This is a genomic window from Draconibacterium orientale (assembly GCF_900111425.1).
In the GTDB taxonomy this organism is placed as follows: domain Bacteria; phylum Bacteroidota; class Bacteroidia; order Bacteroidales; family Prolixibacteraceae; genus Draconibacterium; species Draconibacterium orientale.
On sequence record NZ_FOHT01000041.1, the window covers coordinates 23,101 to 40,155 of the forward strand.

Annotated in this window: 14 protein-coding genes; 12 read left to right on the forward strand and 2 right to left on the reverse strand. The window is 41.9% G+C overall.

Annotated elements, in window-relative coordinates; genetic code table 11:
• The first annotated feature begins 51 nt into the window (after positions 1–51).
• The 5 genes from BMW53_RS18225 (at position 52) to malQ (ending at position 7,265) form a co-directional block, all read left to right on the forward strand.
• On the forward strand, positions 52–639 hold the full coding sequence (locus BMW53_RS18225; RefSeq protein WP_038563307.1) for a hypothetical protein: 588 nt from the start codon (positions 52–54) through the stop codon (positions 637–639).
• 358 nt (positions 640–997) lie between these two features.
• Positions 998–1,690, forward strand: coding sequence for a head GIN domain-containing protein (locus BMW53_RS18230; protein ID WP_051568119.1), 693 nt, complete (start codon positions 998–1,000; stop codon positions 1,688–1,690).
• Positions 1,691–2,487: 797 nt separating this feature from the next.
• Entirely contained in the window at positions 2,488–4,572 is a 2,085-nt protein-coding gene (gene dpp5 / locus BMW53_RS18235; protein WP_038565700.1) for a dipeptidyl-peptidase Dpp5, read from the forward strand.
• Between the two features lie 124 nt (positions 4,573–4,696).
• Positions 4,697–5,797: a Gfo/Idh/MocA family protein gene (locus tag BMW53_RS18240; protein WP_038563305.1), complete on the forward strand. Its 1,101-nt coding sequence runs from the start codon at positions 4,697–4,699 to the stop codon at positions 5,795–5,797.
• Entirely contained in the window at positions 5,787–7,265 is a 1,479-nt protein-coding gene (malQ, locus tag BMW53_RS18245) for a 4-alpha-glucanotransferase (RefSeq protein WP_038563302.1), read from the forward strand. Before BMW53_RS18240 ends, malQ begins: the two co-directional genes overlap by 11 nt.
• Positions 7,266–7,600: 335 nt before the next feature.
• Here malQ and BMW53_RS18250 read toward each other — a convergent pair whose 3' ends face one another.
• On the reverse strand, positions 7,601–8,404 hold the full coding sequence (locus BMW53_RS18250) for an alpha/beta fold hydrolase (RefSeq protein ID WP_038563298.1): 804 nt from the start codon (positions 8,402–8,404) through the stop codon (positions 7,601–7,603).
• A gap of 188 nt (positions 8,405–8,592) precedes the next feature.
• Positions 8,593–9,306 (reverse strand): pyridoxine 5'-phosphate synthase, encoded by a 714-nt coding sequence (locus tag BMW53_RS18255; RefSeq protein ID WP_038563295.1) that lies wholly within the window; start codon positions 9,304–9,306, stop codon positions 8,593–8,595.
• 69 nt (positions 9,307–9,375) lie between these two features.
• Between BMW53_RS18255 and BMW53_RS18260 the strand changes: the two genes are divergently transcribed.
• From BMW53_RS18260 to BMW53_RS18290, 7 genes are all read left to right on the forward strand, one after another.
• Complete coding sequence (locus BMW53_RS18260; protein WP_074781104.1) at positions 9,376–10,038, forward strand: CBS domain-containing protein; 663 nt, start codon at positions 9,376–9,378, stop codon at positions 10,036–10,038.
• 13 nt (positions 10,039–10,051) lie between these two features.
• Positions 10,052–10,942, forward strand: a complete 891-nt coding sequence (locus tag BMW53_RS18265) for an NAD kinase (protein WP_038563288.1) — start codon at positions 10,052–10,054, stop codon at positions 10,940–10,942.
• Between the two features lie 307 nt (positions 10,943–11,249).
• Positions 11,250–12,026: a DUF6089 family protein gene (locus BMW53_RS18270; protein WP_038563283.1), complete on the forward strand. Its 777-nt coding sequence runs from the start codon at positions 11,250–11,252 to the stop codon at positions 12,024–12,026.
• Complete coding sequence (gene uppS, locus BMW53_RS18275) at positions 12,026–12,769, forward strand: undecaprenyl pyrophosphate synthase (protein ID WP_038563279.1); 744 nt, start codon at positions 12,026–12,028, stop codon at positions 12,767–12,769. The genes BMW53_RS18270 and uppS overlap by 1 nt, the downstream gene beginning before the upstream one ends.
• A gap of 4 nt (positions 12,770–12,773) precedes the next feature.
• Positions 12,774–15,488 (forward strand): outer membrane protein assembly factor BamA, encoded by a 2,715-nt coding sequence (bamA, locus tag BMW53_RS18280; RefSeq protein WP_038563276.1) that lies wholly within the window; start codon positions 12,774–12,776, stop codon positions 15,486–15,488.
• A gap of 64 nt (positions 15,489–15,552) precedes the next feature.
• Positions 15,553–16,065: an OmpH/Skp family outer membrane protein gene (locus tag BMW53_RS18285; protein ID WP_038563272.1), complete on the forward strand. Its 513-nt coding sequence runs from the start codon at positions 15,553–15,555 to the stop codon at positions 16,063–16,065.
• Between the two features lie 113 nt (positions 16,066–16,178).
• On the forward strand, positions 16,179–16,703 hold the full coding sequence (locus BMW53_RS18290; RefSeq protein ID WP_038563270.1) for an OmpH/Skp family outer membrane protein: 525 nt from the start codon (positions 16,179–16,181) through the stop codon (positions 16,701–16,703).
• Positions 16,704–17,055: the final 352 nt, after the last annotated feature.

Here is a 17,055-nt window from a genome sequence, read left to right on the forward strand (position 1 = left end):
TCAACTGTCATCTGAAACAGGGTGTGCCTGTTTGTTGTTCAAAGATATAAAATGTGGCAGAAAAGATATTCGAAACGAGAGCTTGATTTCCGGGAAGATATTCCGAACTATTCCGACGAACAATTAATTGAGGTGCTGAAAATGCGCGACCATTATCAGCCGGAAGCAGCAAAGCTGGCCATTCAGGAAGCCCTGAAACGCGGCATCATTCATTCGGAACAGGATCTGTTTTCTGAAGAATACCGGTGCCACGAGATGCGGTTTTCGCTTTTTCCAAAAATTAAAAAGGATCGAAACCGAATAAAAATCAGAAGAAGTATTGCACGCAGTATGGTCATTTGTTCCGTGCTTCCGGTAGTTTATGGTTTAATAGAAATGAAAAACGGAAGCAGGTGGGAAGGAGCGGGGATCTTACTTTTTGGATTGCTGTGGTTGTTTTGTTCAGCACAACTCATTAAAGTATTTCATGTACTTTTTATAAGGTGCTTAATGAGCGGAACGGTTCTTGGAGTATCGTACATTTTTTATCGGCTCATTTCTTCGCAGACCACTGTTTTAATGGATTTTTTTCTGGTTTTAGTTCTTGCCGGTTTAATCTTTTATGGACTGATTTTTATGCTGAGAAATGCCCGAAACTAAAAACAGAAGTTGTTCTTAAATCTTCCATTTATCTTGAAAAATCACGTATTCATCGAAATAAGTACGAATATCAATGTATAAGATTCTACCTTTGAATCGTTTTAAAAAATAAAGTCATGAAACGAACATGAATTTTCTTCATTCTAAATTCAAAAACAAGAATGATTAAAATTTATGTGAGTTCCTGAATGTCTTCAAATTTTTTGAACATTCAGAAATCAAAAAATTTTAAACAGATGAAACGAACATGAATTTTTATTCTTCAGGTTCACAAACCTGCCTTTCGCAGGCAGGCAAGAAGAATTAAAATTCATCGAGAGTTACATCGAATACAAATGAAATAAACAATTTTAATGAGATGAAAACATTATTTCTGTTCAGCTTATCAATTTTATTTGCGTTAAACCTTACGGCACAAAACGATACCGATTGGGATTCGCGTCGGTTTGATCTCGACAATTTTTCGGCCATTTACCTTGAAGGCAGTTACAAAGTGTTTTTGTCGCAGGGAAACCAAAGTACATTAACGGTAAAAACTCCGGATAACGATGTGTTGGATGAACTGGATATTGAAAACCGGGGCGATGAGCTGCGGGTGGTTGTCGATCGAAACTTTATTAATTACGAGCGCATTCATTTGTATGTTACTTTTAAAAAGCTGAATGAAATTAAAGTACAGGGCGGATTAAATTTGAGCACCGATGGTTACCTCGATTTGAATAATTTATATGTGCATGTTGAAGGTGGTGCTAAGATTGATTTGGAAGTGAAAGCCGATGATATTGAGTTGGTTGGCGAAGGAGGTGTGCTGGTTCAGTTGAGTGGAGTGGCCGAGAGTTTGGATGTAAAACTATCTGGTGCCGGACACGTTGATGCTGAAGATCTTCGCGTGAACGATGCCCGATTTGAAATTGAGGGTGTTGGAACCGGATCGGTACATGCCGTTGAAACACTGCACGCTAAAATTGAAGGCGTTGGTAAAGTTCGCTACAAAGGAAATCCAAAAGTTACGCGCGATATTGAAGGGTTGGGAAGCGTAAAAAGAGACTAAAAAATACAACTCGTACCTAACTACTACAAAGGGTACAAATTTTCTTAGGTTTGGTTTTGGGTTAAAAGGCTATCATTGGGTGGCCTTTTTCTTTTGTTTTTCTCTCCTTTTGCAAGGAAATAGTAACAATTAAGCTATTTTGGAAGCACCTGTGAAATGATCGTAAAGTATTTATTTCCTGCCGGAGGCCTTCATTTTTGCTTTGATGCAAAAACGAAGCAAAAAGATCAAGGCTGCTTTTGGCTTTTGCCCTCCATTTTCATAAAACCAAAGATCGGACGGGTGATCTCCTCGTTCCCTCGGAGCTTCCCGCTCTCTCTAAGGTTTCATTTCAATTCCAAGCAATAACCAAAAGAGGCCGTTCCACTTATGTGTCGGAAGCATATCAAAAGATACTTCGTAGCGTCGGCCTCGGCCAATGAGCCGGAAAACAAGTGGTGATGGCGTAAAAAATTACTGATGTTTGAGGAGGTACGACGAGTTTCAGGAATTTTAGCCAGCATCACGTAGCTTTTGCGAGTGAAGTGGGCGCAGCCTTGAGTTTTTTGTTTACTTATTGTCTCAAGACAAAAAGTAAAATCGGCCCGATAGGGCAAAAGCAATATTAAGTTACTTGAACGTAGTCTTCCATCTGACACTTCCGATATGCTGCTCTTTTGTATTCGCAAACAGCAATAACAAACCAATCAGGATTTACATTGTTTTTGAAGCGGTAATTATGGTTTTTGTATTAAAATTATTGCCCGAGCTCATTAATTGTGTTTATTTTGAATTCACTAATTTTTCAAAAAAGTAAAATGAAGAAAATTGCACTTTTTATTTTAATTGTTATGACGATAGTTAGTTGTACGCAAAAGGAGTCGGGGCAGGTTGCTAAAAACTATGTGCCTGAAACGCCGAAATTAAGTTCAGACGTAATGACTCCCGAAGTTTTGTGGTCGTTTGGCCGGCTTGGTGGAGCACAGGTCTCACCCGATGGCTCTACCGTTCTTTACACGGTAACCTATTACAATATTGAGGAGAATAAGTCGTACCGCGATATTTACACCATTCCGGTTGCGGGGGGCGAAGCCAAAAATATTACCAACACCGCCAGTAACGAATACAATGTGGTTTGGCGCCCCGATGGCAAAAAGATCGGTTATTTGTCATCGGCTTCCGGCAGCGTTCAGTTGTGGGAAATGAATCCTGACGGCAGTAATAAACAACAGGTCTCTGAAATCGAAGGTGGAATTTTCGGGTTTCAGTATGCACCGGATCTATCGAAAATTTATTACCTGCAAACCGTTAAGCTCGATAACGATATTCACGATCTTTTCCCCGATTTGCCAAAAGCCAATGCGCGACTGGAAACCGATATTATGTACCGCCACTGGGATACCTGGCACGATTACACTTATAACCATATTTTTATTGCCGACTATTCAGATGGAAAGGTAGGCGAAGGAAAAGACATAATGGCCGGCGAACGTTTTGATTCGCCCATGAAACCTTTTGGCGGAACCGAACAAATCGTTTGGAGTCCCGATTCAAAAACACTGGCTTATGTTTGTAAGAAAAAAGTGGGTCGCGAATATGCTGTTTCTACCAATTCGGATATTTACTTGTATGATGTGGTAAGTGGCGAAACCAGCAATTTTACCGAAGGAATGATGGGCTACGATCAAAATCCGTTTTACTCGCCCGACGGAAAATACCTGGCCTGGGAAAGTATGGAGCGCGATGGTTACGAAGCTGATAAAAACCGTTTGTTTGTTGCCGATCTGGAAACCGGCGAAAAGAAAGATTACTCGGCCAATTTCGATCAGAATGCGGCTTCTCTGAGTTGGAGTGCCGACTCAAAATCAATCTATTTCATCAGCGATATTCATGCAACCGACGAGATTTATAAACTGGAATTAGCCGACAATTCGATTGTGCGTTTAACCGATGGGGTTCACAATTACCAAAGTGCTGTTCCGGTTGGTAACCAGTTGTTGGCGCAAAAAGTATCCATGTCGCAACCGGCCGAGCTTTATTTAGTTGATCCGGCCAACGGAAAAGACAAGGCGTTAACCACAGTAAACAAAGGTATTCTTGATCAGCTAACCATGGGGAAAGTGGAAAAACGCTGGATGGAAACCACCGACGGCAAACAAATGGCTGTTTGGGTGATTTATCCGCCGCATTTCGATCCGAACAAAAAATATCCGACACTGCTTTACAACCAGGGAGGTCCGCAGGGAACGGTTAGCCAGTTTTGGTCGTACCGCTGGAATTTTCAGATGATGGCTGCCAACGATTATATTATTGTGGCACCAAACCGTCGTGGTTTACCCGGTTTCGGACAAGAGTGGAACGAGCAAATATCGAAAGACTACGGCGGTCAGAATATTAAAGATTTGCTGACTGCCATCGACGAAATGGCTAAAGAACCTTTTGTTGACGAGACAAAACTGGGTGCCGTTGGGGCTAGTTACGGCGGTTTTTCGGTAATGTACCTGGCCGGAAACCATGAAAAACGTTTTAAAGCATTTATTGCCCACGATGGTATTTTTAACTTCGAGCACATGTACACCACAACCGAAGAAATGTGGTTTGTGAACTTTGATTACGGCGGTGCTTACTGGGATAAAGACAATGCCGCAGCGCAGCGTTCGTACTCATTCTCGCCACATAAATACGTTCAAAACTGGGATACTCCAATTTTAATCGTTCAGGGTGAAAAGGACTACCGTGTGCCGGCGGAGCAGGGAATGGCAGCGTTTAATGCAGCTGTTTTGCGTGGCGTTCCGGCCCAAATGTTATACCTGCCGGAAGAGAACCACTGGGTGCTGCAACCGCAAAATGGCATTTTGTGGCAGCGTGTATTTTTCAACTGGTTGGATAAGTGGTTGAAATAAGACTGTAAAACATTATTGAATTAAAAGTGCTGCCTGGTTGTTTCAGGTGGCACTTTGTTTTTCAAATAGAACGGATTCTTTTCCACAAAACACTATTTTTGACAAAACATTATTAAGCGAGCAGATGCAAAAAATACACGTAGGTTTTATTGGTGCAGGCGGAATTGCCCGGGCACATGTTTATGCGATTCAGGCCCTGAAGTTTTATTATAACGAAGTTCCCGAAATTGTTTTGGAGTCGGTCGCTTCGGCAAGAGCAGAAAGTCGCGAAGCGTTTGCCAAACAAATGGGATTTGAAAAGGCACAGTCGGTAGAGGATTTTGCAAAGAACGATAAAATTGAAGCAGTATTTATTTTGGGGCCGAATAAAGTGCATTTCGAGCATTTTAATAGGGCACTGCAAATGCCAAATGTAAAATATATTTACCTGGAAAAACCGGTTTGTTCTTCGTTGGAAGAGGAAGAAAAAATGAAGGAATTACTGCAAACGGCCGGTCAGGATGTTCGTATTCAGGTCGGGTTTCAGTATTTGCAAACATCATCGGTGCGTGAGGGATTAAAATTCTGGCGTTCAGGAAAAATCGGGAAGCCCATTCATTTCGATCTGAAATATTATCACGGCGACTACCTGCAGGAAAGCTACCGCAAAAAACGTGTTACCCGTTTAACTCTTGCGCCTGATGGTGGGGCAATGGCCGATCTGGGATCGCACGGAATTAGCCTTTTAATGGCTTTTATGGGCGAGGAACTGCAAATAACAAGTGGTTTGCAGGCAGGCGACTTTGATGGCGTTCCGGCCGGATCCGACTTGTTTAGTTCACTTTCGTTGTACGAACCCAAAACGGGTGCCGTAGGAAACATGTCGGCAAGTCGGATTAGCTCGGGTTCCGGCGATTTGGTGTCGCTGGAGATTTATGCCGAAAAAGGTGCATTTCGTTACTCATCGCAAAATCCTGAATATTTTGAATATTATATTGAAGGTTCGGATCAGTGGGTGAAACAGGTGGTTGGCAGCAACTACAAACCGGTTACCAGTTTTCCTTCGGGGCATGTTCCACCGGGATGGTTGCGCTCGATGGTACACGCGCATTACCAGTTTTTTACCGGCGATGATGCGGAGGCGGCAATTGCCGACTTAAAACACGGACTGGCCGTGCAGCGCATTGTTCGCGAAACTGCCGATCATTTAAAACAATTCAGAGAAAACTTTAAGGATGACAACTAGAAAAAGTGGAATTCTGCTGCATATAACTTCGCTTCCGGGGCAGGAGGGGGTTGGTACATTGGGGAAAGAGGCGTATGCCTTTGTTGATTTCCTGAAGGAGAGCGGTCAGAAACTCTGGCAGATACTTCCGCTTGGGCCTGTTGGTGCAGGAAATTCACCTTATCAGTGCTACTCTGCTTTTGCAGGAAATCCGATGTTGATTGATTTGGAGCTACTTTTGGATGAGCAGCTGCTGAATGTTGATGATTTAAAAACGGTACCGGTTTTCAAAAAATCAAAAGTAGAATTCGCTAAAGTTTCAGAATGGAAAAATGTGCACTTGAAAAAGGCTTTTCAGCAATTTCAAAAGAATAAATTTGATCGTTTCCGCGATGAATATTTCCACTTTTTAGATGAACACGGCTGGTGGTTAAACGACTATGCGTTGTTTATTTCAGCACGTAACTATTTTGGTGGTTTGCACTGGAGTGAATGGGATCGTGGAATAAAATTCAGGGAACCGGAAGCTCTAAAAAGTCTCTCAGAAAGACTGGAGCAGCAGATTGCTTTCGAAAAATTTGTGCAGTTTATGTTTTTCAGGCAGTGGCACCGGCTAAAAAATTATGCCAACGAAAAAGGCATTCAGATTGTTGGCGATGTGCCGCTTTACGTTTCGGGCGACAGCTCGGATGTTTGGACCAATACCGATATTTTTCTTTTGGATGATGAGCTGAATCCGACAGAAGTGGGTGGAGTACCACCCGATTATTTCTCGGAAACCGGCCAGTTGTGGGGCAACCCGGTTTTTGACTGGCAGCGCCTGAAAGAGCGTGAATACGATTGGTGGATGGCACGCCTGCATTTTAACCTGAATATGTTTAATCGGGTGCGCATCGATCATTTTCGCGGACTGGAATCGTTTTGGTCGGTTGCGGCAGATGAGGAAACTGCCATTAACGGGAAATGGCTACCGGCACACGGCTACGAAATGCTGAGTTTGATAAAAAGCCAGATCGGAGTTTTGCCGTTTATTGCTGAGGATTTGGGGATTATTACAACGGAAGTTGACCATTTGCGCGAGCGTTTTAATCTGCCCGGAATGAAAGTACTGCAATTTGCTTTTACCACCGATGCGGCAAATAAAGATCTGCCTCACAACTACGAACGAAACTACGTGGTTTATTCAGGTACACACGATAACAACACTACTTTGGGCTGGCTGAATGCTGTTGATGCGGAAGAAAAGGAACTGCTGGAAAAGTATGTTTCAAAAGAGAATGCAGCAAAGCAACTAATGGAAATGGCCTTGGCATCGGTGGCCGATACGGCAATTTTGCCCATGCAGGATGTGTTGGAGCTGGACGAAAAATCGCGGATGAATACGCCCGGAACGCCAAACGGAAACTGGGAATGGCGTTTTCAGTGGAAACAATTAAAAGCAGGGCAGAAGAAGTTTTTGAAGGAAACTACCGAGAAGTATAATCGGTAAATATTTCAAGGCAAAAGTAGAAAGGCAAAAGGCAAAAGGCAAAAGTTGAGGAGGGCTTTGCCTGACGAAATCCCGACCGCAGCGTCGGGAGCAAAAGTTGAGATTGGCTGTCATTTCGACGTGGAACGAGGAGGAATCTGTTTCATGTTTATAGAAAATCTGAATTCTTTACCACAGAGTTACACAAAGCATACACAGAGTAACACGGAGAAGTTGAGTGTTTCAGATACAATTTTACAATTTGTCAGTTTGGCAATTTTTTCAATCTCCTTCAATCTCCTTCAATTTTCCTCAATCTATAATCAATCTGATTCAATCTGATTCAATCTTGTAAGTTAGCAACACAAAAACACCGCTTCAGCAAACTTTTGTGGTTGTTCGGCGTGCAGCCAGTGCCCTGCATCGGGAATATCAACAATCCGGGCTTCCGGGTAAATTTCTTTTATCAGCTCTTTGTCCTCGTCCTGGATGTATTTCGAAAGCAGGCCTCGGATAAAAATTACCGGGTAAGCGGTTATCGGAATCCGGTCGTCGAGCCAGTGAATATTTACACCGTTCACAATTTCTTCCAGGTAATCGTACAACACTTCGGCATTAACGCGCCATTGAAACTGTTTGGTATTTTTGTTTTTCTCCACATTTTTTAACAGAAACATTCTGATTCGTTCGTCGTCGATCTTTTCCGCCAGAAAATCATCCACATCGTTACGCGATTTTACCATCGAGAAATCAATATCCTGCATGGCCAGAAGAATATTCTGATGCAGGTAAAACTGGCCTTCGTCTTTTAGTTGCAGATAATCTTTGGGGGCAATGTCGGCAATAACAAGTTTCTCCACCTTTTCGGGATAATCGGCAGCAAACCACATAGCTGTTTTTCCGCCCATACTGTGGCCAAGTATTGTTGCTTTTTCGATGTTGTGCTTTTCAAAAAACTCGGCCAGATCGTCGCGCATGTCGTTGTAAGTATGCGTTTCGGTAAATCCCGATCGTCCGTGGTTTCGCTGGTCGATCATATAAACCGTGTGCTTTTCAGCCAAACGTTTCGAGATGTTCATCCAGTTGTCCGACGATCCGTAAAGCCCGTGTATAATTACCAGTGGCGATCCACTGCCTGTTTTTCTGTAATATAAATCCATAGCGTGTTAATTGTTGTTCGTTCGTTGCTTTATTTAGGTCTGAAAGCAAACTCATTAATTTCTGCCTCTTTGAATAAGAAAACGTCAAAGGCAAGGCTTTCGAAGGTTTGAAAATTAGGGAGTTTACTTTCGTAATCGACCGGTTTCAAACCGAGAGTAACGCAGCATTTGGCGTTTTATTGCAAAGATTACTTCAGGCAGTCGAGGTATTTCTGTATGGTAGTTTCCAATCCTAAATAAAGTGCATCAGCAATAAGCGCATGCCCGATTGAAACTTCTTTTAAATTCGGAATCTTGTGGTACATGTAATTCAGGTTCTCCAAACTTAAATCGTGGCCCGCATTTACATCGATACCTAAATTTGCCGCCATTTTTGCCGCCGCAACAAATGGTTCAATTGCTTTTGCATGGTTAATCGGGTAGAGGGTTGCATAAGGTTCGGTATATAATTCAATGCGGTCGGTTTTAATCTCGGCGGCTCCTTCAACGGCTTTTTCATCCGGATCGACAAAAATTGACGTGCGAATACCGGCTTCCTGCAAGCGGGCAATCACATCTTTCAGAAAACCAAGATGTTTCCAGGTATCCCAGCCATGATCGCTGGTTAATTGCGCATCAGTATCGGGCACCAATGTTACCTGATCGGCCTGCACTTCAATAACCATTTTCAGGAAATCTTCACTGGGGTAACCTTCAATGTTAAACTCGGTGGTTATCAGTGGTTTTATCTCGTAAACATCCTTACGCGTAATGTGTCGCTCGTCGGGGCGTGGATGGATGGTAATTCCCTGAGCTCCAAATTTTTGACAATTAATAGCAGCGTCTTTAACGCTGGGCATTTTGCCACCGCGAGAGTTTCGCAGTGTTGCAATTTTATTTATATTTACACTAAGTCTGGTCATAACTAAAAATTTAAAGACGCAAGTTACTATTTTCAGGCTGAACGATTAACATTAAACACTAAAGTTTTGTTGGCAGAAAAACTAATATCAGATGTAATTCCATCGGTAAGCAGTTCCGAAACGGGGCGTAAAGCGCTGAGCCATATGGATGTTTACCGTGTTTCGCATATCCCGGTGGTTGACGAAGCCAAATACCTCGGACTTGTTTCGGATAAATTGATTTACGACTTGAACCTGGTAGAAGCGCAGCTTTCTACAGCAATCGATAAACTGAACACCACGCATGCACACAGCGATCAGCACATTTTCGAGCTGGCCATTGTAATGTATAAGTTGAAAATAAGTGTGTTGCCGGTGCTCGACGAAGACCATTATTATTTGGGAGCCATTACACTATATGATTTAGCACGGCGTTTTGCCAGCCTGTTTTCGTTGCAGGAAGTGGGCGGTGTGCTGGTAATAGAAATGAATGTGAGCGATTATTCCGTTGCGCAGATCAGCCAGATTGTTGAAAGTAACGATGTAAAAATACTCAGCTTTTTTATCGATCGTAAACCCGGATCGAATGTGCTGGATGTGATTCTGAAACTCGATTCGGATGAATTGTCAGGTGTTGTTCAGGCACTGATGCGTTACGATTATAAGGTAAAAGCCATTTATCAGGATCGGTCGATGCTGAATGATTTGTACCAGGATAGGTTCGATCAGTTTATGAAATTTATGAATATTTAAATCCATTCGAATAGTGAAAGTTGCAGTATTTGGCACGCTGGTTTCCGATGATTTTGTTCCTGTTTTGCAGGAGTTTTTTGCTTTTTTGCGATCAAAAAATATCGAAGTACAATTGTATAAACCGTTTTATACTCACCTGGTTGAAGAGTTGAACAGCTCGACTTATTATACCTCGTTTTTTCATTCGTATTCCGATTTTGATCCCAACAATGATTTTGTTTTTAGTGTTGGAGGCGACGGAACATTCCTTCAGTCGGTGTTGAATATTCGTAATTTCGATATCCCCGTAATAGGACTTAATGGTGGCCGTTTGGGATTTCTGGCCGATATTTCGGAAGATCAGGTGCATAATGCCCTTGAAAGTATTTTCAGCAAAAACTATAAAATCGTTGAGCGTTCGATGCTGGAGATTGAATTCTCGAACCAGGAAAACCTCGACTTTAATTATGCACTGAATGAAATGACCGTGCTGAAAACCGATAACTCATCGATGTTAAATGTTACGGCGCGGGTTAATGGCGAATTTCTGAATAATTACTGGGCCGATGGTTTGATAATTGCCACACCAACCGGATCAACGGCTTATTCGCTAAGTGTTGGAGGTCCCATTTTAACACCCAATTCGGCCAATTTTGTAATTACACCACTGGCACCGCACAACTTAACCATACGCCCCATTGTAGTGCCCGACACCTGCGAAATAGAACTAAGTGTTGAAGGCCGGGGAACCAACTACTTAACTTCGCTCGATTCGCGTTCGGTTGCCGTTGAGTTTTCTACAAAAATAAAGGTGAAAAAAGCCGGGTTTAAACTCAAAACACTGCAATTGCCCGAGCAACCGTTTTTTTATACCTTACGCAATAAGCTAATGTGGGGCATGGACCGCAGAAACTACAATTCATAGGCCTACTTAACAATTTTTAATCTTTGTTTCGGTTTTATAATAACAAAGGAGCATGTTATTTTTAGAATTATATTACTTTTGTAGCTTTTGAAAGCAAAAGATAAAACGTTTTTAAGCGTTTAAGTTCATTGATATTCAGTTTGTTATGAGATTGGTTTTTGTTCGTTAACTCGTGTGTTTTTGTCACTTTTTCAAGACAGAAAAACCACGGTGGAAACCTGCAACAATCTTTTCATTTCAAAATGAAGAAAGTGATAAAAATAACATGTCTGAAACCATTGTTAAATAAACGAAATTGAATACCAAGATGAGAAAATTATTATTGGTGTTTGTTACAGTTTTGCTGACTGTTTCAGTACATGCACAAAAAACAGCTGACATCGGAATCTGGGGAGGTACATTAACATCGGTACATGGCGACATGGATGAGGATGCCCCGTTTCAATCGTTCAATTTAAATTTTGGAGCTTATTTCAGGTATAATTTTAATGCCCGCGTAGCCATGCGTGCTATGTTTTTAACCGGTACATTTGCCAGCGAAGGAACAGTGGAAGGTGCACCATGGGAGTTTGATAAATCGGTACAGGATTTAACCTTGCAGGCAGAAATTAATTACCTGAGGTATATTTTGGGTAAAAAGAAACTACGGTTTAGTCCGTATGTTACCTTTGGAATTGGAGTAGCGTATTTCCCATACAACTTTACGGTAGGGAGACTTGCTACAGATCCTGATGGACCGGCCGGCATTATGGGGTTTAATCCCGATCATCCGGAGCTAAATGGTGGGGTTGTTGGCGACTATGAAGAATCGATAACAACGCTTACTATTCCGTTTGGAATGGGTTTTAAATATACCATTGGCGAGCGTTTGGGATTGGGAGTTGAATACCAGATGCGCAAATATATGAGCGATAAACTGGATGATTTGGATGATCCGCTGGCGTATGTCAAAGGAGCGGAGACCGTTACTTATAACGATGGTTCGCACAACAACGACTGGGCAGGATATTTGGGGGTACATCTCACATATATGATTTTTACAGGCAAAAAGGCTTGTCCGGCCTACGATGCTAAAAATTGGTGATGAAAACAGTTGACAGATTAGATAGAAATAATATTCCAAAGCATATTGCCATTATTATGGATGGCAACGGAAGGTGGGCCGCCAAACATGGCAAACCCCGTGTTATGGGACACGAAAGCGGCGTTGAGTCTGTTCGTTCCGTAGTTAAGGGTGCCGGCGAAATAGGCGTAAAACACCTTACTCTTTATGCATTTTCTACCGAAAACTGGGAGCGCCCAAAAGAAGAAGTTGAAGCGCTTATGGCACTTTTAGTACATGCCATTGAAGCCGAAACACAGGAGCTGAACAAAAACAATGTGAGGCTTAGCGTTATCGGATGTGTACATGTAATGCCCGAAAATGTACAGGCAAAACTTCAGGGATGTGTTGATGCCTTAAAAAATAATACCGGGTTAAACCTGGTGCTGGCATTAAGTTACAGCGGAAGATGGGATGTGCTGAATGCCGTAAAAAACCTGGCCGACGATTTGGCCAACAAAAAGATTACACAAGAAAAAATAAATAACGAACTGTTCCAAAATTATTTGTCCACTTCAGAATTACCTGATCCGGAGCTGATGATAAGAACCAGTGGCGAATATCGAATTAGCAACTTTTTGTTGTGGCAGATAGCTTACTCTGAATTGTATTTTACGAGCAAATTATGGCCCGATTTTAGAAAAGACGATTTATTTGAAGCCATTATTGATTATCAGAACAGAGAGAGAAGATTTGGAAAAACAAGTGAACAGTTAACGAGCTAATTTTATGACTAGAATCAAAAGACCATTAGTCGCCTTTTTATTCCTTTTTGTAGCGTTTGTACCACAGCTATTTGCACAGGAAGCCGACAGTACAAACTTTTCAATCTATTATTCAAGTGCACGCAAGTATACCATTGCCGATGTACAGGTTTCAGGAATACGTTATCTGGATAAAAATGTGCTTATCCAGCTGTCGGGTTTAAAAGCCGGCGATGAAATAATGGTGCCGGGAGATGCAATAACACTTGCAATAAAAAAGCTTTGGCAACAAGGCCTGTTTTCTGACGTAAAAATACAGGCAACAAAAATTATCGGAAGTCAGATTTGGTTGGATATCTACCTGCAGGAACGACCTCGGTTGGGAGATGTAAACTTTTATGGTGTTTCAAAGTCGGAAAAGGACGACATTACCGAAAAGGTTCTACTCTTACGCGGAAGTCAGATCACCGATCACCAGGTAAACAGTGCCGAACGGACAATTAAGAATATCTTTCACGGAAAGGGATTCCTGAATACCGAGGTTAACATTGTACAGCGCGACGATACCACCCAAAACAACAGCGTAATACTTGATATTTACGTTGACAAAAAAGAAAAGGTAAAGGTTAATAATATCGACATTGATGGCAACGAGGCGCTTTCGGATGTTACACTCGAACGCGCCATGAAAAAAACCAACGAAAAGTCGTTGCGCAATTTCTTTAAAACCAAAAAATTCCTTCAGGAAGAATACGAGAACGATCAGGCGAACGTAATCGATAAATACAACGAGAAAGGTTACCGCGACGCCATTATTGTTGATGATTCGGTTTACCAGGTAGAAGTAGGACGAAAAAACAAACCCCGTGTGAATATCGATATAGATGTGGAAGAAGGCGATAAATACTACTTCGGCGACATACGCTGGGTGGGTAACACCGTTTATCCTTCCGATTATCTCGATTTGCGTTTGGGAATTAAAAAAGGAGACATATTTAACCAAAAGATTCTGGATAAACGCCTGTTCGATAACGAAGAAGGATTGAACAACCTTTATCTCGACAGAGGTTACCTGTTTTTTGATCTCGATCCGGTTGAGGTGAATGTAAACGGCGATACCATTAATTACGAAATGCGTATTATCGAGGGGGAACAGGCAACAATTAACGAAGTGCGTATTGTGGGTAACACCAAAACGCACGAACATGTTGCCCGTCGTGAACTGCGTACCTATCCGGGAGACCTTTTCAGTAAAACACTGCTGATGCGTTCGTACAGGGAACTGGCGCAACTCGGACACTTTGATCCGGAATCCATTAACCCTGATGTTCAGCCTCACCCTGAAGATGGAACAGTGGATATTGAATATCAGCTTCAGGAAAAAGCAAACGACCAGATAGAGCTTTCCGGAGGTTGGGGAGCCGGAATGTTTGTAGGTTCGGTAGGTTTAAAATTTGCCAACTTCTCGGTTCGTAACATCTTTAATAAAGAAGCCTGGCGACCGCTGCCTACCGGCGACGGACAAACACTGAGTTTACGTTATCAAACAAGTGGAAAATATTATCGTACCGTAAGTTTGTCGTTTATTGAGCCCTGGTTAGGTGGTAAAAAGCCGAATTCATTCTCGGTATCCTTATCGCACTCGCGTATAAACTACAGTGCTAACCGCTATACGCAGCGTTATAATCCTTACGGTTATGGTAGCGGTTATGGCAGCGGCTATGGTTACGGAGGATATAGCGGTTACGGAGGTTATTCGCCTTATGGCTACGGAGGTTATTCTCCTTACGGTTACGGTGGTTATAATTCGTATCCGCAATACCAGTATAACTACGATTCGGAAAATGAAAACGAAGATGATGATCAGATATGGGAAACCACTGCATTGGCTTTAGGCTATGGCTATCGTTTATCGTGGCCCGATGACTACTTTACTGTTTATCACGAATTATCGTTAGAGCATTATAACCTGCGGAACATGGGAAGTATGTTCTACTTTATGGCCGACGAAAACGGTCAGGTAAACGGAACATTTAATAACCTGAGTTTTAAAACCGTTTTCGGGCGTAGTTCAGTAGATAATCCACTTTACTCGCGAAGAGGTTCAAACCTTTCGCTGGCATTAAAAATGACACCACCTTATTCGTTAATCAATGGTAAAGATTATTCGGATGAGAGTATCTCGAATGACGAGCGATACAAATGGATTGAATACCATAAATGGTTGTTAAAGGGCGATTGGTACACCCCGTTAACAAACCCGGGAGGAGAACACACACTGGTGTTGAGAACTGCGCTTGAAATGGGATTCCTTGGTTATTTCGATTCAGGACGTAAATCACCTTTCGAAGGCTTTATTGTGGGTGGTTCAGGTATGTCGGGCTACAACATTTATGGTACCGATTATATTGCACTGCGTGGTTATCAAGACTATAGTTTGAGTCCGAGAAACGGCTCGAATATGTATTCCAAGTTCACCACAGAACTTCGTTTCCCGATTACCTTGAAACCAAGTGCAACAATTTATGCATTGGCTTTCATGGAAGCAGGTAACGCCGGAACCAGTTTCCAGAACTACGTACCGTTTAAATTGCACCGGTCAGCCGGTTTGGGCGTTCGTATCTTCCTGCCAATGTTCGGATTAATGGGAATCGACTGGGGATATGGATTTGATGAAGTACCGGGTGTGGCAGATGCTGCAGGTAGCCAGTTCCACTTCGTAATCGGTCAGCAATTCTAGTAGAAAATAGCTTTGGCATAAAATATGATAGACAAAAACCAGTTGAACTAAAAAAGAATTTGCCATGAAGAAAATTATTTTATCAATTGCAATACTGTTTTCAGTAACGTTATTTGCAAGTGCTCAGAAATACGCGTTTATCGATTCGGAATACATTATGGAAAACATTCCGTCGTTTAACGCTGCACAGGAACAACTGAATCAGTTGTCGTCGCAGTACCAGAAAGAACTGGAATCGATGCATGCTGAAATCGAACAGATGTACCAGGATTTTCAGGCCGAAAGCGTACTGCTTTCAGAAGACATGAAACGCAAACGCGAAGATGTAATTATTACAAAAGAGAAAGATTATAAAACATTGCAACGAAAGTATTTCGGACCAAGTGGCGACCTTTTCAAAAAGCGTCAGGGATTGATTAAGCCTATTCAGGATGATATTTTTAACGCCGTTCAGGAAATAGCTACCGATGGTAGTTATGCCGTTATTTTTGATAAGGCCGGAGATGCTACTTTATTTTACACCAACCCACGTTACGATCTGAGCGACGAAGTGCTTAGAAAGCTGGGCTACAAATAGAAAAAAGTGGTAGCTTTTAATTAGAATGATTCCATCTAATTCAATTGTTCATTTTAACCAATAATTGGTATTAAATACTATATTTGCAAGCAAAAATTAAGACTACATTGACTATGAGAAATTTATTGAAAATTATGGCAGTGCTAATGTTCACTGTAGCATCATATACTGCTGCCAATGCGCAATCTTTGAAATTCGGACACATCGACCTGCAGGCCTTGGTTCAGGTTATGCCGGAAAGAACTGCTGCTGAAGCCGAGTTTAATACTTTCCAGGGAGAACTGGAAGAAATTCTTGGTGAAATGCAAAAAGACTACCAGGTAAAATTAGGCGAATTTGAAGCAATGGGAGAAGAGGTTTCTGATATTAAAAGAAATGCAAAGATTGCCGAAATTCAGGACGTACAACAACGCATTCAGAATTACCAGGTAACTGCACAACAGCAGGTTCAACAAAAACAAGCCGAACTTTTAGGCCCTGTTTTTGACAAAGCTGAAAAAGCAATTGAAGACGTAGCTAAAGAACAAGGTCTGATTTATGTTTTCGATTCAGGAGCAGGAAACAGAACTATCCTTTACAAGTCGAACCAAAGTGTTGACGTTTTACCGTTGGTAAAAGCTAAATTGGGTATTCAGTAAGAAATTGATTTACTACAATAGTAAAAACCGCTTGTCGAAAGATAAGCGGTTTTTTTATGTCTTATATTTTGTGGTAAAACGGTTAATCGCAGAAGGCTTTCGCTAAAATTTAAGTGCTATAAACATAAATCCACCTGATTGTATAGACTGCAGGGGCACAAGTTGAGCATCACATTGAAAAGTAGGTGGAGAAGAAAAAAATATCTCACTCAGAAGTTTCAATATTGAATAAAAGCGACCAAGTATAAGCAACATTCTTTTGGCTTATCAGCCGGATTCTACTCTTTGGTTTAGCCCAAAGAGTAGACAGAAAACCCAAGGCTGCGCCCACTTCACTCGGAAAATCTACGTG

Coding starts and splice junctions, on each gene's coding strand:
- BMW53_RS18225 (WP_038563307.1), top strand. CDS start 52: ATGTGGCAGAAAAGATATTCGAAACGAGAGCTTGATTTCCGGGAAGAT.
- BMW53_RS18230 (WP_051568119.1), top strand. CDS start 998: ATGAAAACATTATTTCTGTTCAGCTTATCAATTTTATTTGCGTTAAAC.
- dpp5 (WP_038565700.1), top strand. CDS start 2,488: ATGAAGAAAATTGCACTTTTTATTTTAATTGTTATGACGATAGTTAGT.
- BMW53_RS18240 (WP_038563305.1), top strand. CDS start 4,697: ATGCAAAAAATACACGTAGGTTTTATTGGTGCAGGCGGAATTGCCCGG.
- malQ (WP_038563302.1), top strand. CDS start 5,787: ATGACAACTAGAAAAAGTGGAATTCTGCTGCATATAACTTCGCTTCCG.
- BMW53_RS18250 (WP_038563298.1), bottom strand. CDS start 8,404: ATGGATTTATATTACAGAAAAACAGGCAGTGGATCGCCACTGGTAATT.
- BMW53_RS18255 (WP_038563295.1), bottom strand. CDS start 9,306: ATGACCAGACTTAGTGTAAATATAAATAAAATTGCAACACTGCGAAAC.
- BMW53_RS18270 (WP_038563283.1), top strand. CDS start 11,250: ATGAGAAAATTATTATTGGTGTTTGTTACAGTTTTGCTGACTGTTTCA.
- uppS (WP_038563279.1), top strand. CDS start 12,026: ATGAAAACAGTTGACAGATTAGATAGAAATAATATTCCAAAGCATATT.
- bamA (WP_038563276.1), top strand. CDS start 12,774: ATGACTAGAATCAAAAGACCATTAGTCGCCTTTTTATTCCTTTTTGTA.
- BMW53_RS18285 (WP_038563272.1), top strand. CDS start 15,553: ATGAAGAAAATTATTTTATCAATTGCAATACTGTTTTCAGTAACGTTA.
- BMW53_RS18290 (WP_038563270.1), top strand. CDS start 16,179: ATGAGAAATTTATTGAAAATTATGGCAGTGCTAATGTTCACTGTAGCA.